A 25,721-nucleotide genomic window follows, 5' to 3' on the forward strand; every position below is an offset into this window, starting at 1 on the left:
CAGTTCCCGATCTGGAGGTTGAAGGAGCTGTACTCGGTCACGCCCGCACCATGCCTCACGGGGTCAGCTCCGAGGCAGAGCTAGACGGCGTCATGTGAGCGGCCTAGTCGATCTTCGCTGCGTCGTTGACGGACTGGTGGTACTCAAACGCCTCGGCGTCCTCGGTGTACTCAAGAAGGTCGCCTGCCACGTCGGCGAGCAGGTCGCGGACCTCGGCAGGGGTGGCGTAGAAGAACTCGCGGCGCAGGTTGACCCGGTTGACGCGCTTGTCGGCCAGGCGGCGGTGCATCTCGGCTTCGACGCCGACGGCGTCGTTGGAGAAGTGGATGGCGTGGACATCGAAGTTGAAGGGGACTGAGGCGTCGGACAGTTCGCGGATGCGGTCAAGGGGTTCGAGGCGGCGGGTCATGCCGACCTTGACCATGTGTTCGCCGAACGCGCCGAGGTTGGAGATGACATAGACGTAGCCGGCGCGGATGTTCGCGGCGCGATAGTCGACGTCCTCGATGGCCCTGTCGATCTCGCCGAGCTCGGCGCGCATCCGTTCCACAGCTGCCGTATCGCCCTTGGCTTCGAGCGCGGCCAAGGCGTTGGCGTAGTGCGTTCGTTCGCGTTCGAGCTTCTCGCGCTGCCGTTGGAACTCGAGCTGCGCTTGACGTTCCTCGCGCAGCCGGGCCTTCTCTTCGCGGTCGCGTTCCTTCTCGGCGGCGACCTTGTCGATGTAGTCGGCGGTCAGTTCCATCTCGGTGATGCGCAGCCGGTGGTAACCGGGGTCGATGACGATTTCCATGCCGCGGCCGAGGCGCTCAATCGTGCCCTTGGCCTTGGTAATGCGGTCCTTGCCGGACTGGAGCTTGTAGGGCCGCATGCCGCGGACGATGTTGTCTGCCTCGTTGTTGTAGGCGCGCAGCAGCAGCTTGGAGAACTCCTTGACCATCTTGCGGCCCTGGACCATGGACCCGTTCATGGTGATGTGCTCGTTGCCGTGGACGGCGCCGCCGCCGACGCGGTTCATGACCTTGATCTGGTCGGTGATGCGGGCGAGCTCGGCTTTGTAGGCGACGGAGTCGTCGAGGGGGTGCGTGTACTGGTAGACGCCGACCTCTTGCAGGACGAGGTGGTCCTGGGTGACGACCAGGCCCTGCTGCATGGCAGCGAGCTCGGCCGAGAGCTCGGCTTTGCGGGATGCAAGGGACGTGAGTTCGGACTGTTGGACCGCCCGGTCCTGCTCAAGCTGGGCGGCCAGTCGAGCGCGGCGCTGCTCGAGCTCGACGATGTCGAGGGCGCCGAGGTCGGTGAGCTGCCGTGTGAGGTCGGCGTTGGCGCGGGTGAGGCGTCCGACTTCAGCGCCCAGCTCGCGGGCCTTGCCCCGCGCACCGAACAGCCCCACCGAGGTGTCGATGGTCGGTGCCGCGGCCGGCGTCCCGAGGCCGCCTGTAATGTGGCTACGAGTTGTAGGAACATTCTCGGGTCGGGCCTGCGGTGCTACGGAGGGCGATGACGCCGGTGGCGGCGCGGTCGCCTGAGGAGGTGTCGTTGCCGAGGCCCGCGCGGAGTTTTCAGGGGCGGTGGGTGCCTGAGCCGGGGGCGTCTCTGCCTGAGGGGTCATAGGAGTGTCTGCCGGGACCCAGAACTGCCAGCCATCCGGGGGTGACGGCCAAGAGGCGTGCGGGGTCCAGCCGGGTTCTGGTCGCCAGTCAGCCGTCGGGGGCGCCGGCCAGTTCGGTGGCGAGTTGTACTGCCAGTGCTCGTTGCTCACGAGACCCCTCTGCTTGCGCTTCTCCGCGCACCCGGCTCAGGGTGCGGTGACCGTTGCACGATGCCATGCGTTCGAGCATCGCGAGTGCGATTTGGGTGAACTTGGGATGCTTCGGGCGGTCAAAGGTCGACGGCGCCCCGGGCTGCGGCGAGCAGCTCTTCGACGGTGCCGGTCCAGGTGGGTGCCATGCGCGCGAGGACCGGTTGTAGCTCGGCGTCGTCGGACTCGGTCGCGGTGAGCTCGGCTCGGGTCTGGGCGAGTGCGTGCGCCTGGTCGTCAGCGGCTGACGGGCCACCCACGTCGAGGGTCGAGAGCATACCGAGTCTGCGTCGGAGGCCGTGTGCGAGGCCGGTTCGCCAGGTGGTGGGGTCAACGTCGGCGAGCCCGTCAAGGACCCCGGCCACCAGGGGGTCTCGTCGACGGGCCAAACGTGTTGGAGGTGGCCGGTGAGGTCGAGCATGGCGAGGTAGGCGTCGTTTGCCGGCGGTTCGCCGAGCAGGTGGCACGAGACGCGGCCGTCGGGGTGGACTGCTCCGACGATGAGGTGCAAGCGGCGACCGGCGACGTGGAGGGCAAGGCTGGACTCCCGCTCAACTCGCATCCTGCACTCCGTATTCCGTCGTGACCCGGCCCGCAGGGAAACGCTAGGTGGATCCTCCGACTGCCGAAGGTCTCGCACCACGGAGGGACAGTCCGGTCCGCCCTCGCCGGCCCGCCTAGATGCTTCCCGGACAAGCCAACTTGCGCACACTCAGACGGCTGACGCGGGCCGTCACGGCTTCTGCGTGTACACCCCAGAGTCGGACTTCTCGTTGAGGAACGAACTCGCCTTCGCCTGTCCGTCCTGCATGACGACGTCGATGATGTCCACCTGGTGCTTACGGTAGTGGCCTACCTTCGCCGTCGTTCCTGGCGCCGGCTTGGCAAGGTCGAGGTCGTGGTCCCATTCCCCTTTGAGGCGGATCGCGGTTGCGCCGGTGGCCTTGTCCTTGACCGGACCGATGACCGTCACCACGTAGTTCGACACCCGGTCGTTCTCGCCCGGCCACGGATGCGGCGAGCTGTCGCTCAGCCCGTAGTACGCCAGACCGGGACCGTCCTGTCCAAGGGTGTCGTTGTACGCCTTGTTTGCCGCAGCGGTGGCGTACATGGCGAAGCGGTCTTTCGACCCGGGGCCGCCCGCGGTCGCGCCCATCCAGCCGGCGGTGGACAGCTGGGCCGCCAACGCGACCGCCTTGTCCACGTTCTCCGCGCCGAACGCGCCCGCCTTGTCCCGTCCTATGACCTTGGGGTTGGTCAGGGTCACCCCGGGACCGGTCTCGACGGCCGGCGTCGTCGTTGTCGTGGAACTAGCCGACGGCATGGGCGCGGCGCTCTGCCCGGAGGCAGACCCGCCGCATGCGGTCAGGGCTACCGCTGAGGTAGTGAGGAGGGCAGCAGCAATGAGCGTTCGCATGGCGTTTCGTTCAGATCCGTTCTTGGTGGGGCAGACCGCACTCGGAGGCGTCGAGCCCCGTTGGGCGTCACGTGCCCGGGCACCCTTGCACAGCAGTGAGACAAGGACCGACCCGCGGACCTGGGATGGCGCCGGAAATGTCCGTTCGGCTGAGGCGCCCACCGCCCAAACGCGTCAGCAGAAGCGGGTGGGACACAGCCACCCGGGGACGTTCACGTCGTCATCGTCATCACCGTCAGGAATGGGGACGTACGGCACGTCGCCGCCGCCCCCAGGCGAGACGGGCACGTCCTTGACCAGGACGACGAGTAGCTGCCCAGGGCGCAAGACCTTGCTGGCGCGGGGAATGCTGCCGACCCCTGCCACGACGCCGTACTCGCCGGCGTCGGCCAGGCCGGCACGGGCTGCGCGTTCCGCCGCTGGTTCGTCAGCCAAGCCCCGCCCGGCCTTGGGTGTGCGTTCGTGGGCCGGCGACGAGTGGTTGGGCGCGGCGCCCTTCGCGTACCGGAACTCAAGCAGCTCCCTGACCGGCTTCAGGTGTCGCTGCACAACCTTGGTCGTGTCCTGGCCGATGGTGAGCTTGGGCATCCTGGGGTGCTCGGCGAACCAGGCTGCTTCCTCGTTCTTGAGCAGGTACAGCGTCACGGACGTGCCAGCGGCGAGCGGCTGGCCTACGGCCGGGTCCGTGGCCACCACCGTCCAGTTCTTCTCTTGGAAGACGCTGCGGTCGCGCGGGGACAGGTCCTCGTGCCAGAAGCGGATGCTGCGCGCGTACAGCACCGACTGGGCCTGGTCGAACGGGTCGCCCACCACGGCCGGAACGACGGCCGGCTGCGTGGTCGTCGTTGTCGTGGTCGATGGCTCCTGGACGGGGGTCGGGTACGTCGGCAGTGCCGCGGGGGCCGTAGGTGTGACGCCTGAGGCGGCGAACGAAGCGGATTGTTTGGGGCCATCGGTGACGGCGGCCGCGACACCCGCCGTGATGACCAATGCCCCGGCGAGGAGCGCTGCTGTCCCCGCCAACGGCCGGCCCACTCTGATGGGTAGGTCGGCGTTGCGCTTCCATCGGATGAGCTCTCGGACCCCCCAGAACACTCCGACAAATGGCAGGACGACCAGCGTTGCAGCTAGGGCCGCGCAGACGGCGGCGGCGGTGAACCATCCGGACGTCGAGGAGTTATTGGGGGCCGCCATCGTTGCGCTGTCCTTTCCCATGGAGCCGGTTCCGGTTCTCTCAGGAGGCCGGCGGGTGTCGTGTGGAGCAGGCAGAAGGTACATGGCACATGGGACGGGCATGTCGGCTGGGTCGCCACCCTGCCGTAGTGCAGCAGGCGCTCGCTAGGGGACCGCCGCAGCCGTTACGTTCTGCCGGTTGTCGGCCGTGTTACATCCCCTAGGGCGGCTGCGGCGGCCAGGCCATGCGCGACGGTCTGTCGCTGCTCTCGCCCGACAAGGTCTCGTCGAGTCACTGCGAAGGGCCTCGGGCGCCGTCGTCCCGCCGACCTCAGCGACAGGTCGAACTGGCGAGGTCGCCGAGGACAACCCGGCCGCTGGGACTGCCCCCACGGCCCGTGTCACGTCGACACCACATCACCCAGCCGGAGCACGTCCGTATAGCAAGAATGCCGCCCGTATAGCAAAAAGCCGCGAAACTAGCGGCGTATAGCAAGTCGCCTGACTGGCGCTCAGACGCCGACGGGAGCGGTGTGACGACACGGCAGCCTTCGCGCCTGCGAGCGTATAGACCTCTACACCGAGTCGGATGAGGTCATGCCACCTCGCACGCGCCGCTCCGGGGCCCGCCGAGGGGCTCTCTCGGACGAGCTGCGAGAGTCCATGCGCACCGAGGCCGCCCGCCTTGAGGGCATAGGCACGGACGTGGAGATCATTCGCGCGGTCGGAGACATGTTCGCGGCCTTGGATGCCGAACTTGAGCGCATCGCCCTGGTGCGACTGCGCGCGGTGCGGCGGTTGCGAGCTCAAGGCTGGTCGTACGACCGGATAGCTGAGGCAACGGACCTGTCGAAGGGTCGGGTAGCGCAACTGTCGAAGGACCCTCGCAGGAAGTGACCGATGGTCCTCGAAGGGCGCCTTTCCGGGGCGCGCCTGACGGCGCGGACTATCGCCCTTCCTCCGCCCACCCAAGTACGTGCGTCCTGACGGCGTGCGCACAGAGGTAAGGGTTGGCGCATCCCAGCCCCCCCGGGCGTCGAAAGTCCCGGCGCGAAGCGCCGCCAACGTAAGGCTCCGCGGCGCGAGCTGCCGCGCAGCCTTGCGCGCGCCTTGGTTCCGTACGGTCCCCCGCTCCCCAACTGACATCGTCAGCACCAAATCGTGCCGTGCAATGGTCTGGGGCACATTTTCGGGGACTGCCGCTTCCGCCCTGGTCGCCCCCCGCGGCCGGTCGACCCTGAAGGCACCTGACCTAGGTGCGACGTGCGGATGAGCGGCACCTAGGGCCCGCCGTCGCGTCAGCCGACACGGTCGTCATGCTGCCGGCGTTTTGGTCATCCGGCTCGTGACGAAATCTGGCATCACGTACGACCTGCACCTCAGCTGGACGCTCCCCCAATCCGAACGGGTAGACCCGCGCCAGGATGTCGACGACCAACATCCCTAGTGCGAGCGCGTACGCGTCAAGCGCCTCCAAGGACATGAGCTTTCGGCCGCGTTCAACCTCTGACAAGTAGCTCAGGGACAGGCCGGCCCGCTCAGCCAGCTCCGAGAGGGTCAAACCCGCGTCTAGGCGCCGCTGGCGCAGTGCGGCACCCAACAAGACCCGGCCCGCCTCCAGGCGCTCCTCGCTCATGGCAGAACAGTACGACGCCAGGTGGACTTCCCAGAAAGACCACTACCGGTGGCCCGCGCAGAAGGTCATCGTGCGAGCGCGTGGCCGTCACCAGAACGGGGGCCGGCCGATCGCAAGGTGAAGACGTCGGTAGGTCGTGGGGCTTGAGGCCGTTCTTCCGGGGCGGGTAGCGGAGAACCTCACTCCTCGTCGCCGGGGTCTCCCCGTCCGCGAAACGAATGGTCGAACGACCACAAGTCCAGGCCCTCATCGGACAACCCAGCCGCACCGAAGATGTTCAGCCGGTCGCCGGAGGGGTCACCGGCCTCCCAGGTGATCTTTTCTCCCAAGATCCAGGTCCACCACGCCAGTTTGGCCGCGGCAAGGCCCTCCTCCAGCGCGTCGACGCGGGCGAAGAGGGCGGTGGGCGCGTCGTGGCCCCACCCGTCCGTGCCGAACATGACCAGGCGTCCGTTGGGGTTGGTCCAGCTGTACTCGCGTTCCACGCTGCCAAGACCGAGCCGTTCATGGTCCGGGTGAAGGCCCACCGCATGGTTCGCTCGGAGTACCTGCAGCAGCAGGGGCGAGGGAAGCAGCCCGTGGGGCAGGTCCGTGCCGGACATGTCGGAGCTGTCGCTGGCGTTTCGGCCGAAGGTGGCCAGGGCCACTGGGTGCAGGGGGAACTCGTGGGTGCTCGGGCGCAGCCAGCCATGGGCTGACGGGTACTGCCCAGCCCCGGTCGCACCGCCACGTGGTTTGCGGTCGTCGTAGGAGTTCTCGTCCATGACCTGCGTGGCCCACGATGTCCACGGTGTCCCGTGGGGGTACTGCCGGTAGTGGCCGGGGCCGTACTGCGGGGGTGTGGGCATCCACAGGCCCATCCAGTCCTTGCCCTTGCTCCAGGCGCGTAAGTCGTCGGCAGCGGACGCGGGCGTCAGGTACGACTGCGTCCGCACCCACAGGTCGCGGCGGTGCGGCGTGTGGGTGCTGCTGGCTCCGGGACGGTCCTGCTCCCAATCGACGTGGGACTCCAGAACCACCCACGTAGTGCCGTCCGGGGCGGTCACCGACAGGTGGGCCACGGGGTCGGGCAGGTCTGTTCCCGAATGCAGCCACGCATCCTCGGTCTCGCGCACGGGTCTCATCGGTGTGGTGAACCCCTCCAGCCACCAGGCGTGTGCTCGCTCTTGGCGGCGGGAGCGGAGCAGCATGCGTGCGGTTGACGACTGGGGCGGCGGCGTGTCGCCGCGCAGCGTGAGGGTGGGGTCGATGTCGGCCCCGTGGGACAGCTGCCAGACGGACTCGTATCGCTCGACCGGGGAACTTGTCCACCGTTGCACGTCGCAATGCTGTGACAGCTGGGCGGCGAGCTCGTGGTACGCAATCCACGAGTACTTCTTGCCGATGGTCTCAACCTTTTCCTGGTCCTCGCGGCTTCGGTGTCCGTGCGGGAAGTGCCGGTCTGGGCCGTCGTGGGAGTCCGGGCGCCATCCGAGCTCGAGAACCCGGCCGATGACGGCAAGCTCGAGCACCTCCTCGTCGAGGAGGACCGGGTCTGTCGACGCCATGGCCTGCGACGCCTGCTGCGCACGGCGTACCAGGTCAGGGTGGGCGTCGCGGAGCGCGTCCAACCGCGAGCGAGCAGGGGCCCGCCATGGTGCGTCATCGTCCATCATCATCCGCAGCCGCCGAAGGCTCAGGGGCCGGGTCTTGTCCGCGAGGATGCCCTCGATCACGTCCTGCGGCTTGCCGGTGGCCACGACCAGCGCCTCCACCGCAGTGCGGAGGCGACGCGTACCGTTGCGGCGCCGGCGGACTTGCAGATCCCGCTGCCCGGGAGGAACGAAGTCCGTGCGCAGCCCCCGGCGCAGCACGTACTCGCCGAAGTCGTAGCCGAACGGCGCGCTGGCGAAGTACTTCTCCCCTGGCTGGCCAAGGTCCTGTGCCACCTGCTGGTGCGTGGGCGGGTCGGGCGGCCAGACGGTGGGTGGTTCGGTCCAGGGGTCGAGCTGACCGTGGGGCAGCCTGCGACGAGTCTCGGCATGCACCTGTGTGATGTAGTGCGAGACAAGCAGGTGCGGGCGGTGGGCCGGGTTCGCCGCCAACGCGGTCGCCGCCTGACACAGACTGGTGAGCTCATCCTGCACCCGAGCGCTCAGGTCGGCTTGGGGTAGTCGGGTGACGTGTCCCAGGCTCACGGCGAGCAGTCGCTCCCGGACGTACGGGTCGTTCACCGTGGCGAAGTCGGTAAGCAGCCGGGCCAGCAGGTCAGTCCGGCCGCTGCTCAGCTCTACCAAGACCTTGGTCGCGCCGTCGCGCAACCGGCGGGCGGTGCACGTCAGCAACCACGTCATCAACTGCGCGGCCAGGGCGGCGGTCTCGTCATCCACGGGCTCGGTGCGTCCCCACAGCCAGTCGAGGGTCCGGGCGAGGGGGTTCTCCCCCGAGCGCCAAAGGCGCAGCACGGGCAGCGACCAAGTGGTGTCACGGTCGACCAGGGTCAGGCCGGTCAGACGTTCGTGAAGGAGGTTCATATTCAGCGGGTGGTGCGGGACGCAGGCGAGGCTGAGGAGCACGGAGAGCCAAGCAGAACCGTCCAGGTGTCCGCTGCCGACGCGGTCACGGACTAGGGTGACCGTGTGCGGGTTGATCGTGGCGGGCTCGCGCCACGGCAGGCTGGCCAGCAGGGCGGCGGCGAGCTGGTGGCTCGCGTCGTCTGCCCACGGTTGGTCACCGACCAGGTCGAGCAGTTCACGCCCGTGATGGTTGGGCACCAGGACGGACAGCGCCTCGAACAGCCCCGAGTGGCGCCAGGTGTGCTCAGCGACCAGGGCGGTGATCGCGGCTGCCAGGTCGGCCGGGTCGGAATGGCGGCGGAGCAGGGTGTGGGCTCGGACGTGGTCCGACATCCGCTGGTAGGTGAACCGGACACGCTCGGTCGCAACTGGTGCTGCAGCGCCGGTTCCGGGCCGTTCCCGGCGGCGTTCCCGAAGGACAATACCCTCGCGTTCCAGCGCCACGATCAGGGTGCGGCTGGCCTGACTGTGGTCGTCGTGGACGGTGCGGCAGGCGGCGCGGGCCTCGTCGTAGGTGAGTTCTTCGGTGCTAGCGTCCAGCATCATCTCGGCGAGTGCGGCGATGGCGCGGTGGGCGACTCGGTCGTGTTCGTCGACGTCGAGGGCGCTCTTGGCGCTGATTCGAGTGTTGACGGCGTCGATGAGGCCCTCGAACACCCACTCTTGGCCAACGGTCGTGCTGGGAAGCGCCGTCAGGCCGCGACCTTGCGCGGCTCGGCAGAGCGAGCGCAGCAGCAGCGGGTTGGTGAACTCCGGGTTGAGCACGGGCAGGTCCGGCACGCTCAGGTGGTAGTGCGCGGCATACAGCTGGACGGCTTCGTCCTCGTGACCGGCCAGTCCCGGGTGGTCGTAGCGGTGCATGGTGGCTTCGGCCGGGTCGGGCACCAGGGACTTGAGGTAGCTGTCGCGGACGGTCAGCACCATCGCGACCATGGGGTACCGCGCGAGCTGGGTCAACAGTCCGGCCACACGAGTGGCCCACAGCTCGGCGCCGGCCCCTTCGTTGACCGCGTCAACAGCAATCAGCGCTCGACCCTTGCCGCACACGCGGGCCGCCACGTCCAGAGCCGGGAGAAGGTCGTTCCAGTCCAACCCGACCTGAAGCGACGTGGCGAGCTCGGCGCCCAGGGAGGCGCTCTGGGTGAGGTTCTGGCCCAGCACCAGCAGTGTCGGGACGCCGCCGCGGACCCGGTCGCGGGCGACGTCAGCCAAGGTGTGGCTCTTCCCGCAGCCGGCGGGTCCGGCGACGAGCAGTGCACCGCGCGCGGCAGCACGCGCCAAAGGACCCCTCAACAGGTCTTGGGCGTCCCCCACGGCGAAGTCCGCGGCGGCGAGCGCATCGGTGGCGCGCTTCTTCGTGTCGGTTGCGCCGTGCCCTGATTCCTTCGCGGGGCTGTCCTTGGCTGGAGTGTCGGGTGGGGCGTCGTCGGAGCCAAGCGGCGCCCGGGGTGGCTGACGGACCGCCCGACCGTCGGCGTCTACGGCCTCGGCGCAGGCGGCCAGGGCGACGAGCACGGCATCCACCTCAGCCGTTTGGCCTCGTTCCAGTGCAGCGTGGGCAGGCTCCACGGCCGCCTTCAGCTGGTCCAGCGCCACGCCGCACGCACTGACTCCCGTGGACCCAAGGTGTGCGCTGACTGCCCGCGCAGCCGAACTGAGCGCGTCCATGGTCGCGGTCAGCTGGCTGGCGACGGCGTCCAGGAAGCCAACGTCGAGGCAGGCGGCGCCGACCACGGAGGGAAAGTCGGTTGCGACGTTCACGACGGGGTCGTACCGGTCCCCGAGGTCCTCGACCGCTTGGGTAACCTGCGCGGCCATGTCGTGGGGGGTCAGGACGGTGGAGTCGAAGAAGTACCGCACCGCCCCCGCATGCTGAGGTTGCATGAGGGCAGCCATCACGTCCGAGTGCCCGTGGAAGGCGACCTCGAGGGTCACGCCCCGTTCGGCTGCGAGGCCCACCCACCGGGCGACATGCTCCTCCCACCTCCTCATCGCGCTGGTGCCGGTCGTCCCAGCGGGCCGGTCGGCCGGCAAGATGAACGTGTAACGCGTCAGGCCCGGGGTGGAGTCCAACGCGTCGAGCAGGCTACGACGCATCTGGCCGAAAGTCCCCGAGGTGAAGTCGAACAGGTACTTTGCCTGCCACGCCCAGGTTCCCCCACCACGACCGGCGGGTGCGGGCGTGCTGAACTCCACTCCCCCATCGGGCGTGCCGTGGCGCCGAAGAACGGTGCCCGCCGGCAACGCGTCCAGATCCGGGGCGAGGATGAACGTGAGCTCCTCCCACGCGCGCTGCTGGGAGCCCTCATGTTCGCGGATGGCAGAGAACTTGATGCGGGTGTTGGCCGTCAAGGTCAGCAGCTGCCTGCGGGTTGGCGGGTCATGACACCACGGTAGTGCGGCCCAGGGACACTGGCGGGGAGGCCGCGAGCGCGGCAGGGCATCCCGGCACGGCCGCCCCAGCGACTCGGACGAGGCTGCCCATTGCCCGCGCTGGCCGCGCCTCAAAGTCCGGGGGTGACGGCCGTCGCGGCCCAACTCGCCAGTGCGTCCTCTGTCGGCGAAGAGGGCTCAGCCGTGTAGATGAGCAGGCTCTGCCTGGGTCGGCCGGAGCGGGGGTCAGCGGCGACCTTCGCCCTGGCTGGAAGTCGTCGTGGCGGCAGCCTCGACCTGGGGCGCGTCGTGGGTGACGGCCCATGAGGCCAGCAGCTTCAACCCGTCCTCGGCACCAGAGCCCGGTCGAGCGGTGTACACGGTCAGGTCCAGGCTCCCCCGGTCACGCGTGGGCAGGTCCATCGAGTGGTACGTCAGCTCGAGCGCGCCGATGTCAGGATGACGGAACGTCTTGACGCCGTTGGCATGCAACCGCACGTTGTGGGCAGCCCACCGAGTGCGGAACTCGTTGCTCACCGTGGACAGCTCACCAACGAGTTCACGGAGGTCCTTGTCATGCGGGTCACGCCCCGCCTCCGTGCGCAGCAGAGCAACCGTCGTGTTGGCCGCCCCGTCCCAGTCCGGGTACATGTTCCGTGCTGCCGGGTCGAGGAACTGGAACCTCGCAATGTTCATCGGGCCTTGCCGACCGGCATACATCGGCGAGTACAGAGCACGACCCAGCATGTTCGTCGCCAGGATGTCCATGCGACCGTTGCGCACCATCGCCGGCGCCGTCGTCATCGAGTCCAGCATCCATTGCACACTCTCGGGGAGCTCGGTGCCCCGACGGCGTCGCTGCACACCCTTGATGGATGGCTTGGCGGCCTGCGCCAGGTCGGACAGGTAGCTCCGCTCTGCATCATCAAGCTGCAACGCGCGTGCCACCGCATCCAGCACGTCCTCCGACACGCCAGCGATGTGCCCCTTCTCCAACCGCGTGTACCACTCGGTGCTGACGCCGGCCAGGACGGCAACCTCCTCACGGCGCAGCCCCTTCACACGCCGGACGCCACCACCGGCAGGCAGCCCAGCCTGCTCCGGGGTGATGCGGGCCCGGCGGATGGTGAGGAAGTCACGAATGTCTGCACGAATCTCCACCCCCTCAAGGTACGACTGAACACCTGACCAAGGGGGGTCGCGTTTGTTCCCCTACAACCTGAACCTGTCCCCGGCATCACAGCTGGAGTTACATGGTTCGCGCACGTGATTTTGACAACCAACGGGCCCAAGCAAAGGACCACTCGCGGCACCTCTAGTGACGCCGGTTCAGCACCAATCACGCGCCGAGCGTTCAGCCAACCAAGGGAGACAACAACATGCGAGGCACAGTCCTGCACGGGCCTGGTGACGTCCGCTTCGAAGAGCGAGACAACCCCACGCTCGTCGAACCCACCGACGCCATCATCCGCCTCGCCGCCAGCTGCGTGTGCGGGTCAGACCTGTGGCCCTACCGCGGCATCGAGGACGTCAACGGCCCTTCGCCAATGGGGCACGAGTACGCCGGATACGTCGAGCAGGTCGGTGACCAGGTCATCACCGTCAAGCCCGGCGACTTCGTCGTCGGATCGTTCTTCGCCTCCGACAACACCTGCGAAATCTGCCAAGCCGGGTACCAGAGCCGGTGCGTGCACGCCGAGCTCATCGGGCCGCTCGGCGCGCAGGCCGAGTACCTGCGGGTCCCGCATGCGGACGGCACCCTCGTCGCCACCCCGGGAACCCCAGACGCAGACCTCATCCCCAGTTTCCTGGCCGCCTCCGACGTCCTGGGTACCGGCTGGTTCGCTGCCATCGCCGCTGAGGCTGGCCCTGGCAAGACCGTTGCCGTCGTCGGTGACGGGGCCGTCGGCCTTCTCGGAATCCTCGCTGCCAAACAGCTTGGCGCCGAACGCATCATCGCAATGAGCCGGCACGAACTGCGGCAGAAGCTCGCCCGCGAGTTCGGCGCCACCGACATCATCGAAGAACGCGGCGATGACGGCGTCGCCAAGGTCAAGGAGCTGACCAACGGGTTGGGTGCCCAGTCGGTCATCGAAGCGGTCGGCACCCAGGAGTCGATGATGCAGGCGATCCGCGCCACCCGTCCCGGCGGTCACGTCGGGTACGTCGGAGTGGCCCACGACGTCGCGCTGCCCGGGGACGAACTCTTCTTCTCCGGGGTGCACCTTCACGGCGGACCCGCACCGGTGCGGCGGTTCCTGCCCGAGCTCATGGACCTCATCTGGACTCGACAGATCAACCCGGGCAAGGTGTTCGACCTCGAGCTGCCCATCGAGCAGGTCGCCGAGGGCTACAAGGCCATGGACGAAAGGCGCGCCATCAAGACGCTGCTCACCTTCTGAGCCAGCCACCAGCCACTCGCAGGCGGCAGGACGCCACGTGACAACTCCGAAGCCGACCCCACCAGGTCGCACGAACCTCACCAGGAGAACTATGAGCACCATCGCCATCGTCGGGGCCGGGCCCGGCCTCGGGGCGGCCGTCGCCCGCCAGTTCGGGTCACACAACCACAACGTTGCCCTCATCTCACGCTCTCTGAACCACGTCACCGCACTTGCCGACCAGCTCACCGACGAAGGCATCACCGCCAAGGGGTACGCGGCTGACGTCAGTGACCGCGGTGCGTTGAAGACAGCTCTGGAGGCTGCGGCCACAGACCTTGGCGCGGTCGAGGTGCTGCAGTACAGCCCCATCCCCGCCCAACAGTTCCTTCGCCCGCTGCTGGAGTCGACCGTGGAGGACCTGGCCGCCGCCCACGCGTTCTCCGTCGCCGGCTCCGTCACCGCCGTGCAAACGGTCCTGCGCCCAATGCAAAAAGCTCAGACGGGCACCGTTCTGTTCGTCAACGGCAGGAGCGCCGTCGCACCCAACGCGTCCGTCGCCGGCACATCCATCGCCTTCGCAGGCGAAAGCGCGTACGCGCAGATGCTGCACACCGTCCTCGCTGACGACGGCATCTACGTGGGCCAGCTCATCGTGCCCGGCGCTATCCGTGACGGGGACCCGGCCTACGGCCCAGACGTCCTGGCGCGCACGCTCTGGGCGATGCACACCGAACGCGGACAGTTCCGCCACACGGCTGGCTAGCCCCGCGCACGGTGGGCCAAAGTCACAGACAAGAGCCCGCATGCTGCGTGCGCGCCGTTCGTGTCCCTCAGGTGGGCTCGGGCACGACCACGCCGGTGTGCTGAGCCAACGCCGCCAGAAGCTGGTCCTGGAACTGCACGTCATGAACGGCAGCGTCTGGGTCACGACGCTGCCGGTGGTACCAGTACCCGCCACTGGTCAGGGCCTGACGATCGTTGCTTGTTGCGAGCCACTCTTGGGTGAAGTGCCCGAGCCGCAGGTCGTCCGGAGCGCCCGGCCCACCCATGCGTGTCGGCACCCACCCCGGATCGACACTGTTGCTGACCACGTCCGGCCACCGGCGCGCCACCGCCGCAGCGAGCGTCGCCACGAACAGTTTGCTGTCGGAGTACGAACCGGCCCGTGCACCCGTCCAGTCGACGCCGGTGACGTCGGCCTTCGCACCACGATGCATGCCGCTGCTCAGGTACACCAGCCGTTCAACCTGCGGCATCAGAGCGGTCAGCACGTACGGAGCAACCACGTTGACGGGCATGATGGCTGGCCCGCGGTACACCCCGGCGTTGTGGATGACCGCATCCACCATTCCCGACGACGCGACCTGCTCGGCAACACTGTGTGTCTGGTCCAGGTCGGCAAGGTCCCCAACGACGGCGTGAGCACCAGCGTCCAGGAGGTCACGCACCGCGTCCAACCGCTTCTCGGTGCGGCCATGGACGACGACTTCATGCCCCCGCTCCAGCAGGGCCTGCGCGGCGGCTCGGCCCAGCCCGTCCACCGACCCGGTAATGAGCACCTTGGTCATGTCGGCACGCTGGTCATGTCCGCGCGACGCTGGCGCCACGGATCACGGTGCACCCACCGTCGAAACCACTGAAGGTGCACGCAGTCGGCGCGTGCTCGCTGCTACTGGTGCGAGTCATCATGGTCCGTCTCCTCTTGTCGGCGCGCGCCACTAGCAGCGGCGCTAAGCCCGAGTCTGCGCGGCGAATCGGTAAGTCAGGCGGGGCGAGCCCGCCTCGACCACGGTAGGCGCCCGCATCAACCGCTGGCAGTCACAACCGGTACCCCCACAAGGTCAACCCCTCAGAGAGGCAATGACATGGACGCGCGCGTGGTTGTCACCAGTGCGGCAGCTACGACGAGGTGGTTCACACCGGCTGCGACCGGGCCGCCCCCCACACCGCCTACTCAGAAAGAACCCCATGTCTTCGCAACCTCGTCCCTCGACCGCCAGGCTTCCCCTGGTCGTCTTCGTCCTCGCCGCCGGCACGTTCCTCATGGGAACGACCGAGTTCATGATCGCCGGGCTCCTGCCCGAGATGGCCGCCGACCTGGGCTCGTCCATCCCGCACACCGGCCTGCTCATTACCGCGTTCGCCATCGGCATGATTGTCGGCTCACCACTCATGGCTGTGGCGACCCTGCGGATGCCGCAACGTCTCACATTGACCCTCGCGCTGTTGCTGTTCGCCGCCGGGCACGTCGTCGTCGCCCTGTCGACCACGTTCGCGGTTGCGCTCGGCGCCCGCGTCCTCACGGCGCTGGCCACCGGCGCGTTCTGGTCAGTCGCAGCCGTCGTCGCCACCCGCGCCGCCGGTGCCGCCAACAGTTCCCGAGCGCTCGGCGCCGTCATCGGCGGTCTCACCCTCGCCAACGTCATCGGTGTCCCCATCGGTTCGTTCGCCGGACAACTCACCGGGTGGCGCGGCCCGTTCTGGGCTTTGGCCATTCTCGCCACCGCCGGCGCCGCAGTCATCGGCCGGTTCATCCCGCACGACACTGACGCCGCCACACCCAGCATCCGCAGTGAGCTCACGGCCCTGCGCAACGGTCGGCTGTGGCTCGCGCTGACCGCGTCCGCCGCCATCATGGGCGGCGTCCTGGCCACGTACAGCTACATCACCCCCATCCTCACTGAGCGCACCGGCATCCCCGGCAGCCTGGTCCCGCTCGTCCTCGTCGGGTTCGGAGCTGGCGCCCTCGCAGGAACCACGTTCGGCGGCCGTATCGGCGACCTGCACCCGATGACGACCACCATCACCGGAGCCATCGCCACCGCCGGCATCCTCGTCCTGTTCACCACCCTCGCAGCCCAGCCCGTCGCCGCGGTCGTTCTCGTCGCTCTCATGGGCCTGGCCGGCTTCGCCGTCAACCCAGTCCTGTCCGCCATGGCCGTCCAGTTCGCCGGCAACGCCCCCACCCTCGCCGCAGCCCTGAGCACGTCCGCGTTCAACGTCGGAATCGCCGCCGGCTCCTGGGTCGCCGGCCTGGCCCTGGGAACGGGCCTTGGCCTGACCGGCCCGTCCGTGGTCGGCGCCGTGGTCGCGCTCACCACCTTGGTGCCGCTCGTCGCCCTGGCCGTCATCGCACGCCGCCACGCACACCCGGACGGCAGCTGGGCAGCCCTGACGAGGCGCCCGCAGCAGGGCACCCCTGCCCGGCCGAACCACCCGGCTCCCCGACCTGCCGTGCAGCTGGAAGCGGTCTGCTGACCCCGCGAACCCGGCCACGAACCACTCCATGTGAACCCGCCCACGGTCGGCGCCTGAGCGAGCCAGATGCACTGAGCCGCCAGCCCTCCTCACGCGTAGGTGATTCGCCTATGTGTCGCCGTGGGTCCGACGGCGCAGCCACGCACCCAGCAACGGGGCGCACAGCAAAGCCAGCATGATGCGCAAGCACTGCATGGTGAGAATCAGTCCGACCTCGTCGCCCGAGTCCACCGCGACAGCGGTCACCGCCGGCAGACCCCCAGGGGTCGTGGCTAGGTACCCGTCCAACGGCGAAACACCAACCATGTGCGCGAACGCAACCCCGATACCGGCACACGCGACCATACCCAGGAGGGCGCTGACCAGGGCCAGCGGCAAGATGCCCGCAAGCGTGCGCAGCTGGTCTCTGGTGAACCCGACCCCGACGTAGAGACCAACCAGCGTGTAGCCCACGGTCAGCAGCCAACCCGGGACGTGAGCCAACCCGAAGATGCCCCATACGGACACCGTGCTCGAGACAACGAGGGGAACGAGGATTCCGGAGCCGCCGAATCTGACGAGACGAGCCAGGACCATGCCGACCAGCAGGCAGATGCCGGTGTACGCAAGGTCTGCCCCCACCGAGGAGCGGGCACCCGTCGAAGCGTCGCTGGCAGTCGACCGCACGCCGCCGAGGAGCGGAGCCACGATGGGGACGCTGACGAGGACGACGATGACCCTCAGGTACTGCGCCGACAGCACCACCTGGGCATCTGCGCCGAACTCCTTGGCCATCAAGCTGACGCCGCTGGCTCCGCCGGCAATGGAGGCAAACACTGCAGTCGTTCCGGACACCCCCGGGTACAGGTTCAGGAGCTGGCCAATCAGCATGGTGGCGCCGAGCGTCAACAGGACCCCCGCCGGTACAGCAATAGGTTCACTCGCCACCGCCTTGAGCACGTCAGCGTTGATCGTGGCGCCCGCGGCCACACCCACGATGGCCATGCCCAGCAGACGCAACACAGGCGGCAGCTGCGGCGCAGTCGGCGAGGTCACTCCTAACACCCCACCGCCCACCAGCGCCGCGAACAAGGCCGGTGTCGGCGCACCTGCCCAACTCAGCAGGCCGGCGACGGCGACGAACGTCAGAACGGCCAACGACGAACGACGACCGGCCTTCACAAGACCACAGCGCGCAACGTGGCAAGCAGCCCGACGGCGAGGCGGTCACCGGGGCAGAAGGTGAACCACCGGTGCACGGCTTCATCAGCCATGGCCGGCGCCGAACCGAGCGACGTGGTGACCCATGTGGTGACACTCGTCCTGGTGAGTGACCTCGAACGACTCGAGGCGCCCATCGTCCAAGAGCACATGAACGGTGTCATCGTCCGCAACAACCATCCGAGGATGGTGACCTAGGACGCTACTCACCACAAACGTGGCCGCAATCTTGGTCACGTCCCGCACGACTCCCAGCCGCAGCAGCGACCGCGTCTCGGCGACCGCTTCCTGCTCACCAGCGCGCAACACGATGCGAGACGACGGTGACACCGCCGACGCCGCGACTGCCACCGCGACGTTGTCTAGGTCGTCCGAACCGACCGCGGCAAGGGCGATGCTGCCGCCAAGGCGGACCCGCTCCAACAGAAGGCGAACACTGCCGTCACCGATGACCACCGGCACCCCCAGCCTGCGCGCCACCGCCACGTGCGACGCGTGCGGCTGACGCTCCACCCCGACAACCGGAACACCCTGCGCCTTCAACGCCACGCACAACCGCAGACCCACCTGCCCGATGCCGACCACCACCACATGATTCTTGCGAGGAAGGGACCGCGGCCCCAGCAGGTGCAGGAACCGCGGCTCCAGAAGCCGGTCGACCAGGCCGGCCGTGAACAGCGCCGTCAACACCACCGTCGCCAGCATCGCCACCGCGGAGAACGTCCCGTACACACCACCGACGTCGACAGGTCCCGGACCCACCGTCGCCACGACCCGCGCCGCATCGACGAACGACTCCAACGGGCCGTGCCCGGCCACCAGCAGCCACGCCCAATCGGCCAGCAGGATGAAGACCAAGCCCAGCAGACCCACCAGCAGAAGGCGCGTGCCCGGGTCATGGTGTCGAGGGTTCAGCGACAGACCAGTCGGGAGCCGTCTCCACCGTCGACGTGGCAACGGTTGGCGAGTCTCCACCGGCTGTCCCGTGCCCGGATTCCGGACCACGTCCACGCACTCGTTACCGTCGACGGACCGAGCCATCAAGTCCCCACCCATGCACGCCCCGATGAGGCTCGGGACCGACAGCGACGCCGGGGAGATGACGACCGCCTGCGGCAGCATGACCCGCAGCTGCTCCGCCATGGTCCGGTCGAACACTGACACGGTCAACGGCAGGCCGGGACGAAGGTGCGCCAACGCCAGCGCGTACCGCAGCGCGGCAACGTCGTCGTGCAGCAGAACGGCCGCAGCGCTGACACCGCCCACGGTGTCGGCCAGCTCCGTGTCGCCGGGACTGTCTAGGTGAACGACCGGTGTGTTCAGCGTTCCGCCGAGAGTGGCGCACACCTTGCGCGCGACCGGGCCGGCGCCGATGACGAGGACCGGCTCGGCCACCGCGCCTGAACGGTCCCCCTCTTGAGCGTCGACGGCCATGGGATGCCGCTAGCAGTCGTCCGACAGGTACGGGTCGCACTTCAGACAGCGAAGCTCACCGCAGCCGACGCAGGAGACCATGGCGTCACCGCAATGGCATGCGAACCCACTGCTGCCCGTAACTGGCTCGACGCGACGCCAGCTCCGCCTTCGCGGCGTCGACCATTGATCCAGGGCTGCGGATTCCGACACCGACTGCGTATCACTGAGCGCCATCATTTCTCCTCTGTCCTTGCGCGCGACTAGGTCAGCGGACCACGCTGATGTGAACGGCTAGCACCGCGCACGGCGCATCGGAACGGTTGCGCCAGGCGTGCCAGGTACCTCTGTGGACGACTGTGTCGCCCGCCTTCACGAGCGTCTCCCCCGTTTCCACGAGGCACCACACTTCGCCCGAGAGCACGGTCACGATGTCCACGGTGTCGGTCTGGTGCATCCCCGGAAGGGACCGCGCATTCTTCGCGGGCGATGCGGACACGCCCGCGTCTGCGTCTGCGTCGTCAACGCCGGCCTGCTCGAGCGCTTGGCCGTACCCGGCCTCGTAGTCCCACTCACTGTCTGGGGGAAACGTGCTGACGTCGCAGTAGTAGCCCGCCGGCGGCGGTGGAATGGTCGCCGCATCCGTCACCGCGTTCTCTGCCATCACCGGCGTTGGCACCGTGTCCGCACCCCAGATGATGTTTCGGGTGAACGCTTGGGTCGCCAGCCGCGTCTCGCTCAGGCCGTCCGAGACAATGGTCGACCGTCCCTGCTCGTCCACGCCCATGACGACCCGGCGGGCGCGAGCCTCAAGGTGTTCTCCAGCCATAATGATGTCCTTTCAACGGTTCGACGGTGCTGCCCGGCGATCTCGACCGTGCCAGACGAGTGGGTCTGACGGAGGCTTCGTCACGGCACCGTCCGACGACGAGCGGGTGTAGTCAGCGCGGGGACGTCCCTCCTGCCGGTGCACCTGAGACGGTCTGCAGCGCGGAGGTCCCTGCCAGCAGCTGGCCGACCGACGTGGTGAAGTCACGCGTGGCCTGAGCCCGGGCACCGGTCAGTGCCCACACGTCATCCCCGGCCTCACGCGCGGGTGCGAGCCCTGCAGCAATCGCATCGAGCACCACACCCCGCAGCTCAGTGTTGATGTTGACCTTGCCAATGCCGACCGAGCCGGCACGCGCAAGGTCCTCCCGCGGAAGCCCGGACGCGCCGTGCAGAACCAAAGGCACCACGGACGCCGCCCTGATTCGCTCCAACCGGTCCCGGTCGATGAGCGGTTCCCCTCGGTAGCGTCCGTGCACATTGCCGACGGCAACCGCCAACAGGTCACACCCCGACAGCGCAACGAACTCGGCAACGTCATCCGGGTTGGTCTTGCCAGCAGAGGCTGGGTCCACCTCAACCGACCGGTCTTCATCCCCCGCGATGTTGCCCAGTTCAGCCTCGACAGTGACGTCGAGGCCGCACAGGTCACGGGCGGCACGAACGAACGCGGCGTTGTCACGCAGCGGCTTCGACGAACCATCAGCCAGAACCGCGTCGGCACCCGCCTTGATGGCCACCTCGATCAGCTGAAGGTCGGTGGCGTGGTCGAGCTGCACCACCACCTCGACCTGCGCAGCGTCGGCAATCGCACACAGAGCACGAATCGTCCGCACTCCCTCCGTCGAGCCGGCGACGACGGGCGGGACGAGGAGGACTACGGGGAAACCGGCTGTCTCAGCCGCCTCGACCACCGACACAGCTGTCGAGGCGTCGTAGCAAGTGATGGCAGGAACGGCCGCGCCTTGGGCCAGTTGCTGTCGAGCGACATCGTGCAGTGAGGACCTCATCGAACAGCCACCTTCACGTCCAGCGCGTCCAGAACCCGCGTGAGCGTGTCTGGTCCACCAACGTTCCCTGGCACGACCACGTAGAGAAGCTCACGCCCGGTCCGATCCTCCAGCTGCCACACGGACACGCCGGGCAGAACCTGCCCCAGCACCAACGCGGATGTGGCGCCGATACCAGTTCGGGCGACCTCAGCCGAGGTGATACCTCCCTTGGCCACGACCACATCCACGTCCGGAAGCAGGTCGGCGACCGCCGTCGTCAGCGCTGACATGACCCGTTCACCGTGGTCGAGAGTGTTGTGCTCCGCCGAGCGCAACCGTTCCGTCGCGAGGAGCACGACCGGAGCCTGGGCAAACTCTTCCCTAGCAGCGCCGGCCGCGGAAGCACCTGCCAAAACAGGGTCCCGCAGCGCTGCCGTGGTGTCGATGAGGGCTGGCGAGCCCCACGCCCGCGCAATGGGCGCCAGCTGTGCACTCGCCCCCATGGTGTGCGAACCACACACCAGCAATGGCCGTACGGGACGGTCAACCAGCGGGGACGGCAACAGTCCGCGGCTGGGGACGCCTGCAAGCTCAGCGGCCAACGGTGCAGCACACCTCACCACCACACGGCGACGACCGGCGGCCGCGTTGACTGCCTGAGCGACAGCGCGAACGTCATCCGCGTCCACCACGTCGGGCAAAACGACGCTGCCCGCGGGCGCATCCACCAGGGCCCGCAGCACGTCACCTGCTCGGACCTTCTCGAGCGGGACAGACACCGCGGAACGACCCGACTTCTCCGCCACGTAATCAACCAAGACGCCTGTGGAGAAGCCGAACACGGGGTCCTGCGCGTACTCGCTCTCGTGTGCGGGCACGTCATCCTCTCCGACACGGACGAAGTGCACGCCGCCGCGAGTGGTGCGTCCACCCTCGGGGAACGCCGGCACGAACAGCAGGACCGCGTCCTCGCCCAGGAAGACGTCCGACTCGGCGAACACGTGCCCGCGCAGAGTGGAGTCGCCACGCAGTACGAACCGAACCTGTTCGCCCAGCTGCTGTGCCGCGGTCTCACCGTCCGCCTTGATCTTCGCGACCAGCGCTTCGGCCTCAGCCTGCGCCAGGGCTCGGCTGTTCGTCTGCACGTACACCGCGTCGGCTGCCTTCAACGCGTTCACCAGCAGGTCAACGCTGGTCTCGAACAGGACCGCCACCCCTGTCGCCGACTGGGTACCGGTGGGGTCGTCGTCCAGGACGATCGTCTTCATGAGGACTTCCTTGTCGAGTGTCACGGATGGAGCGCGCGCCCACTGACGGTGCGGGCCGTCAGGTGCGGACGGGCACCTGCGCCAGTCGCTCGGCGAGGAACTCGACGCCGAGCCGTGGGCTGGTGAGGACGGTCAACCCGGTCTCCCTGGCCAGCACGTCAGCAAGACGCGACATGGAAGCCTGCGCCAGGACAATGAGGTCCACCGACTTCGCCAGGTCCACTGCCTGCTCGATGACTAGCGCGTCATGCTTGTCACGGTCACCGGACATGAGCACGTCGAACGCGCCGGCACACAGGCGCTTCTCGATGGTGACAGTGCGTCCGGCCTCGTCTGCCTTGGACGCAATCAGGTCCGACGTCGGCCCGAGCGTCGTGGGGACGGTCGCCAGCACACCGATGCGGGTGCCGTCGGCAGCCGCGCGAATGGCCATCGCCTCGTCAATCTTCACCACTGGGGTGTGCACATGACTTGCCGCCACGTCCAGAGCGGGGCCTAGGGAGGAGCACGCAGAGAAGATGATGTCGGCCCCGGCGGCCTCGGCCGCCTGCGCCAGGCGCGTCATCCGCTCCGCACTCTTGGCGGAGATTCCCTGCTCACGCACCACCGTGGCCAGGACATCGGAGTCAACGAAGTGGATGACCTCCGCGTCCGGGATGAGCTCAGCGATGAGGTTGTTGATCGCGGGCTCGACCGAGACGAACACGAAACTCGTGTGCAGGATGGCGATTTTCTGGGGCACGGGAACCTCTTCCTCCGGGTGGATGCGGCAGTGAGAATCGCGAGCAGCTCCCGGGTCTGCGGCGAAGCCTGGCGGCCCGCAGGGAAACCAACGACCGGAACTGTTCCTCATACCGTGAATGAAGGATATCCCGTAATATGGGATCAAGTCAACGCCTTTGGTGTTGCGAATGCCCCTTCCCGCGTGCAGGAGGAGTTCCTGCGTGCGCGAGCGGCCCCAGGGGCGCAGGCGCATGCCCCGCAAGACTGCATCGGCATGCGCGCGGAGGGACTGTTCAGGAGCAGTTGGCGGACTGGTTGACCAAGGCGCCCGAGTGAAGCTAGTCCTCGCGCACCAGTCGGCTAGAGATGGTTGCCGCAGCGTCCTTGACCGCTTCGATGGCGCGCTCGACATGGACGTCCTGCCGTTGGCGCTCGTCCCAGGCGACACCGACACTGCCCAACGCGACCCGCTGGCCGTTCAGCACGGGCGCAGCGACACCGATGACGCCAGGATTGAACTCGCCCACCGTCACGTGGTACCCGCGTTTCTTGATGTCCCCCAGGGTGGACCGGAACTCCTTCCACGTGCCCCCGAGCCCCGCCTTCTCGATGGCGGCGGCGTCCCGTGGGTAGATGGCCTTCAGCCGGTAATGCGGAAGGTACGCCAGAATCACCTTGGAGATGGCGCCCTGGAAAAGGGAGCGGCGCTGCCCGCGGATGAACCGGTTCGCGGGGCTGCGCTGGTCACGAAACTCCCCGATGCACAACACCGAATCCCGGTACGCGGTGCACAACGTGGCCGAGTGCCCAATCTGCTCGACGAGGCCCTCGAGGACGCCGTGGCTGGCCAAGAGCAGCGGGTCCGTTAGCCGAAGCTTGAGGTCCATCTCGATGATGCGCGGACCGAGGCTGTACGAACCGCTGTGCACCGACGCCAGCAGGCCCGCATCATGCAACGCCTTGATGTAGCGGTACCCCGTCGAACGCGTTGCGTCCAACGCCTCGATGATTGCGCCCGTCGACCAGATCGGCTCTTCCTCAGTGAAGAGGTCGAGAATCTGGAAGGTCTTCGCCAGCGCCCTGGCCCCATCTTCTGACCCAGCTGCCATGTGGCGAAAATATCCCACTATTTGGGATATTGTCAACCGAATCCACCGGGAGTCGAAGAAAATCAGGAGCATCTCAACCGGACAGGGCGCAGCTCACAGTTGCATGTAAACGCATTTCGTGTACAGGTACGTGTCCATGTGGGCGGAGCTTCCCTTAGCGCCGTACCCGCTCAGCTTGGTGCCGCCGAAGCCAACCAGTGGGTCGATGTAGCCGTAGCAGTTCACCCACATGGTACCGGTGTGAACCCCGTTGACGACGCGCATGGCAGTCGACAGGTTCTGGGACCAGACGGCCCCACCCAGCCCGAAGTCGCTGTCGTTGGCGATGGCGATGGCCTCGTCCAGGTCGTCGAACGGGATGATGGACAGCACCGGCCCGAAGATTTCCTCGCGGGCGATCCGCATCTGGTTCGTCACCCCCGCAAAGACGCTCGGGGCCATGAAGTAGCCGTTCTCCAGGTCGCCGCCCAACCGGTGCCCGCCATGGACGAGTTCAGCCCCTTCGTCCCGGCCGATGTCAATGTACGACATCACCTTGTCCAGCTGTGGCTGGGAGATGACCGGGCCCATGGTCGACGCCACATCCAGCGGGTGGCCCACCTGCAGGGTGTCCATGTACTCGAGGAGCCGCTCGGTGAACTGGTCGACGATGGGCCGCTGCACCAGCACCCGCGTTCCGGCGAAGCAGATCTGCCCCGAGTTGGCGAACACCCCCATGGCCGCGCCGGGTACAGCCACGCTCAGGTCAGCTGAGGAGCACACGATGTCCGCGGACTTGCCACCCAGCTCCAGCTGAAGCTTCTTGATGTTGACCGTGGACGCCTCGATGATGCGACGACCCGTCTCGGTCGACCCGGTGAACGCGATTCGGTCGACGTCCGGGTGGGACGCGAGGGCGTTTCCGGCCACCTGGCCGGTGCCGGTGACGACGTTGACCACACCGGCGGGGACACCGGCCTCGTGCAGCAGCTCTGCCACCCGCAGCACCGACAAGGACGCGTCCTCGGCCGGCTTGAGCACCGTGGTGCAGCCGCTGGCAAGCACGGCGCCGACGATCCAGAACTGGCCACCCAGAGGCCCGTTCCACGGGATGATTCCGCCGACAACGCCGACCGGCGCTCGCAAGGTCATCGTGGCAACGTTGCCCGGGATGCCGTTGGCCAGCGTCTCACCTGAGATGTTCATGGCCTGACCGGCGAAGAAGGCCAGCATCTTCATCAACGCCGTCTTGCTGTTCCGCAGCCGCGACACCGGGGCACCCATGTCGAGGGCCTCAATCTCGATGAGCTCTTCGAACGACTCGTCCAGCACGGCAGCGACGCGGGTGAGCAGAGCCTGACGCTCGTACGGGCTCCAGTTGCTCCACGGCCCGGTGAACGCGTTGCGCGCGGCATGCACGGCGACGTCGATGTCCGCCGCGTTCCCAGCCGCCAGCTGTGCGAGGACCTGGCCCGTGGAGGGGTTGAACGTGGTCATCGTCTCCCCCGACGATGCAGGAACTTGCTGCCCGTCGATGAAGAGCTGGTGGACCTCGCGGGACAGGAACTGCTGGGCCCCCTCACGGGGGGCGAACCTCTGCTGTGTGGTGGTCACT

General features: G+C 67.8%; 20 protein-coding genes. 4 read left to right on the plus strand and 16 right to left on the minus strand.

The features are described 5' to 3' along the window. Positions 1-103: 103 nt before the first annotated feature. The 4 genes from ACXJKD_RS06305 to ACXJKD_RS06320 form a co-directional block, all read right to left on the minus strand. Positions 104-1,390, minus strand: coding sequence for a DUF4041 domain-containing protein (locus tag ACXJKD_RS06305; protein WP_457253615.1), 1,287 nt, complete (start codon positions 1,388-1,390; stop codon positions 104-106). Between the two features lie 488 nt (positions 1,391-1,878). Further along, positions 1,879-2,076 (minus strand): hypothetical protein, encoded by a 198-nt coding sequence (locus ACXJKD_RS06310; RefSeq protein WP_457253616.1) that lies wholly within the window; start codon positions 2,074-2,076, stop codon positions 1,879-1,881. 455 nt (positions 2,077-2,531) lie between these two features. Beyond that, on the minus strand, positions 2,532-3,065 hold the full coding sequence (locus tag ACXJKD_RS06315) for a hypothetical protein (RefSeq protein ID WP_457253617.1): 534 nt from the start codon (positions 3,063-3,065) through the stop codon (positions 2,532-2,534). A gap of 324 nt (positions 3,066-3,389) precedes the next feature. Then, positions 3,390-4,493: a PASTA domain-containing protein gene (locus ACXJKD_RS06320; RefSeq protein ID WP_457253618.1), complete on the minus strand. Its 1,104-nt coding sequence runs from the start codon at positions 4,491-4,493 to the stop codon at positions 3,390-3,392. 558 nt (positions 4,494-5,051) lie between these two features. On the opposite strand from ACXJKD_RS06320, the gene ACXJKD_RS06325 reads away from it, so the two are divergent. Further along, a complete protein-coding gene (locus tag ACXJKD_RS06325) occupies positions 5,052-5,285 on the plus strand; it encodes a hypothetical protein (RefSeq protein ID WP_457253619.1) in 234 nt (77 codons plus the stop codon). 355 nt (positions 5,286-5,640) lie between these two features. Here the strand turns inward: ACXJKD_RS06325 and ACXJKD_RS06330 are convergent, their stop codons facing one another. From ACXJKD_RS06330 to ACXJKD_RS06340, 3 genes are all read right to left on the minus strand, one after another. Next, positions 5,641-6,024, minus strand: a complete 384-nt coding sequence (locus tag ACXJKD_RS06330) for a helix-turn-helix domain-containing protein (protein WP_457253620.1) — start codon at positions 6,022-6,024, stop codon at positions 5,641-5,643. A gap of 179 nt (positions 6,025-6,203) precedes the next feature. Further along, positions 6,204-10,931, minus strand: coding sequence for a hypothetical protein (locus ACXJKD_RS06335; RefSeq protein ID WP_457253621.1), 4,728 nt, complete (start codon positions 10,929-10,931; stop codon positions 6,204-6,206). Between the two features lie 267 nt (positions 10,932-11,198). Further along, positions 11,199-12,113: a helix-turn-helix transcriptional regulator gene (locus ACXJKD_RS06340; RefSeq protein WP_457253622.1), complete on the minus strand. Its 915-nt coding sequence runs from the start codon at positions 12,111-12,113 to the stop codon at positions 11,199-11,201. Between the two features lie 218 nt (positions 12,114-12,331). Between ACXJKD_RS06340 and ACXJKD_RS06345 the strand changes: the two genes are divergently transcribed. Then, a complete protein-coding gene (locus tag ACXJKD_RS06345; RefSeq protein ID WP_457253623.1) occupies positions 12,332-13,354 on the plus strand; it encodes a zinc-dependent alcohol dehydrogenase family protein in 1,023 nt (340 codons plus the stop codon). Between the two features lie 91 nt (positions 13,355-13,445). Continuing rightward, positions 13,446-14,099, plus strand: a complete 654-nt coding sequence (locus ACXJKD_RS06350) for an SDR family NAD(P)-dependent oxidoreductase (protein WP_457253624.1) — start codon at positions 13,446-13,448, stop codon at positions 14,097-14,099. Positions 14,100-14,166: 67 nt separating this feature from the next. Here the strand turns inward: ACXJKD_RS06350 and ACXJKD_RS06355 are convergent, their stop codons facing one another. Beyond that, positions 14,167-14,904, minus strand: a complete 738-nt coding sequence (locus ACXJKD_RS06355; protein WP_457253625.1) for an SDR family NAD(P)-dependent oxidoreductase — start codon at positions 14,902-14,904, stop codon at positions 14,167-14,169. Positions 14,905-15,304: 400 nt separating this feature from the next. Here ACXJKD_RS06355 and ACXJKD_RS06360 point away from each other — a divergent pair, with 400 nt between their 5' ends. Then, positions 15,305-16,594 carry an MFS transporter gene (locus tag ACXJKD_RS06360; protein ID WP_457253626.1) on the plus strand — a complete coding sequence of 430 codons (1,290 nt, stop codon included), beginning with the start codon at positions 15,305-15,307 and terminating at the stop codon, positions 16,592-16,594. A 108-nt stretch (positions 16,595-16,702) separates the two neighbouring features. Here the strand turns inward: ACXJKD_RS06360 and ACXJKD_RS06365 are convergent, their stop codons facing one another. The 8 genes from ACXJKD_RS06365 to ACXJKD_RS06400 form a co-directional block, all read right to left on the minus strand. Beyond that, positions 16,703-17,731: an AbrB family transcriptional regulator gene (locus ACXJKD_RS06365; protein WP_457253627.1), complete on the minus strand. Its 1,029-nt coding sequence runs from the start codon at positions 17,729-17,731 to the stop codon at positions 16,703-16,705. 108 nt (positions 17,732-17,839) lie between these two features. Further along, positions 17,840-18,667, minus strand: a complete 828-nt coding sequence (locus tag ACXJKD_RS06370; protein ID WP_457253628.1) for an NAD-binding protein — start codon at positions 18,665-18,667, stop codon at positions 17,840-17,842. A gap of 808 nt (positions 18,668-19,475) precedes the next feature. Beyond that, positions 19,476-20,036, minus strand: coding sequence for a cupin domain-containing protein (locus ACXJKD_RS06375; RefSeq protein WP_457253629.1), 561 nt, complete (start codon positions 20,034-20,036; stop codon positions 19,476-19,478). A gap of 112 nt (positions 20,037-20,148) precedes the next feature. After that, positions 20,149-21,045, minus strand: a complete 897-nt coding sequence (locus ACXJKD_RS06380) for a class II fructose-bisphosphate aldolase (RefSeq protein WP_457253630.1) — start codon at positions 21,043-21,045, stop codon at positions 20,149-20,151. Further along, positions 21,042-22,295 (minus strand): four-carbon acid sugar kinase family protein, encoded by a 1,254-nt coding sequence (locus ACXJKD_RS06385; protein ID WP_457253631.1) that lies wholly within the window; start codon positions 22,293-22,295, stop codon positions 21,042-21,044. Before ACXJKD_RS06385 ends, ACXJKD_RS06380 begins: the two co-directional genes overlap by 4 nt. A 58-nt stretch (positions 22,296-22,353) precedes the next feature. Next, the gene (locus ACXJKD_RS06390; protein WP_457253632.1) at positions 22,354-23,271 is read right to left on the minus strand and encodes an aspartate/glutamate racemase family protein; all 918 of its coding nucleotides are present in this window, start codon (positions 23,269-23,271) and stop codon (positions 22,354-22,356) included. 85 nt (positions 23,272-23,356) lie between these two features. Further along, entirely contained in the window at positions 23,357-24,127 is a 771-nt protein-coding gene (locus ACXJKD_RS06395; RefSeq protein WP_457253633.1) for an IclR family transcriptional regulator, read from the minus strand. A 93-nt stretch (positions 24,128-24,220) separates the two neighbouring features. After that, positions 24,221-25,720 carry an aldehyde dehydrogenase family protein gene (locus ACXJKD_RS06400; protein ID WP_457253634.1) on the minus strand — a complete coding sequence of 500 codons (1,500 nt, stop codon included), beginning with the start codon at positions 25,718-25,720 and terminating at the stop codon, positions 24,221-24,223. Between the last annotated feature and the right edge of the window lies 1 nt (position 25,721).

It is taken from the genome of Pedococcus sp. P5_B7 (assembly GCF_054049895.1).

What these genes read in the sequence shown, in the direction of transcription:
- ACXJKD_RS06325 (WP_457253619.1), top strand. Translation starts at nt 5,052, where the DNA reads ATGCGCACCGAGGCCGCCCGCCTTGAGGGCATAGGCACGGACGTGGAG.
- ACXJKD_RS06345 (WP_457253623.1), top strand. Translation starts at nt 12,332, where the DNA reads ATGCGAGGCACAGTCCTGCACGGGCCTGGTGACGTCCGCTTCGAAGAG.
- ACXJKD_RS06380 (WP_457253630.1), bottom strand. Translation starts at nt 21,045, where the DNA reads ATGAGGTCCTCACTGCACGATGTCGCTCGACAGCAACTGGCCCAAGGC.
- ACXJKD_RS06320 (WP_457253618.1), bottom strand. Translation starts at nt 4,493, where the DNA reads ATGTACCTTCTGCCTGCTCCACACGACACCCGCCGGCCTCCTGAGAGA.
- ACXJKD_RS06330 (WP_457253620.1), bottom strand. Translation starts at nt 6,024, where the DNA reads ATGAGCGAGGAGCGCCTGGAGGCGGGCCGGGTCTTGTTGGGTGCCGCA.
- ACXJKD_RS06360 (WP_457253626.1), top strand. Translation starts at nt 15,305, where the DNA reads ATGTCTTCGCAACCTCGTCCCTCGACCGCCAGGCTTCCCCTGGTCGTC.
- ACXJKD_RS06350 (WP_457253624.1), top strand. Translation starts at nt 13,446, where the DNA reads ATGAGCACCATCGCCATCGTCGGGGCCGGGCCCGGCCTCGGGGCGGCC.
- ACXJKD_RS06390 (WP_457253632.1), bottom strand. Translation starts at nt 23,271, where the DNA reads ATGCGCCTGCGCCCCTGGGGCCGCTCGCGCACGCAGGAACTCCTCCTG.
- ACXJKD_RS06355 (WP_457253625.1), bottom strand. Translation starts at nt 14,904, where the DNA reads ATGACCAAGGTGCTCATTACCGGGTCGGTGGACGGGCTGGGCCGAGCC.
- ACXJKD_RS06310 (WP_457253616.1), bottom strand. Translation starts at nt 2,076, where the DNA reads ATGCTCTCGACCCTCGACGTGGGTGGCCCGTCAGCCGCTGACGACCAG.
- ACXJKD_RS06385 (WP_457253631.1), bottom strand. Translation starts at nt 22,295, where the DNA reads ATGAAGACGATCGTCCTGGACGACGACCCCACCGGTACCCAGTCGGCG.
- ACXJKD_RS06375 (WP_457253629.1), bottom strand. Translation starts at nt 20,036, where the DNA reads ATGGCTGGAGAACACCTTGAGGCTCGCGCCCGCCGGGTCGTCATGGGC.
- ACXJKD_RS06395 (WP_457253633.1), bottom strand. Translation starts at nt 24,127, where the DNA reads ATGGCAGCTGGGTCAGAAGATGGGGCCAGGGCGCTGGCGAAGACCTTC.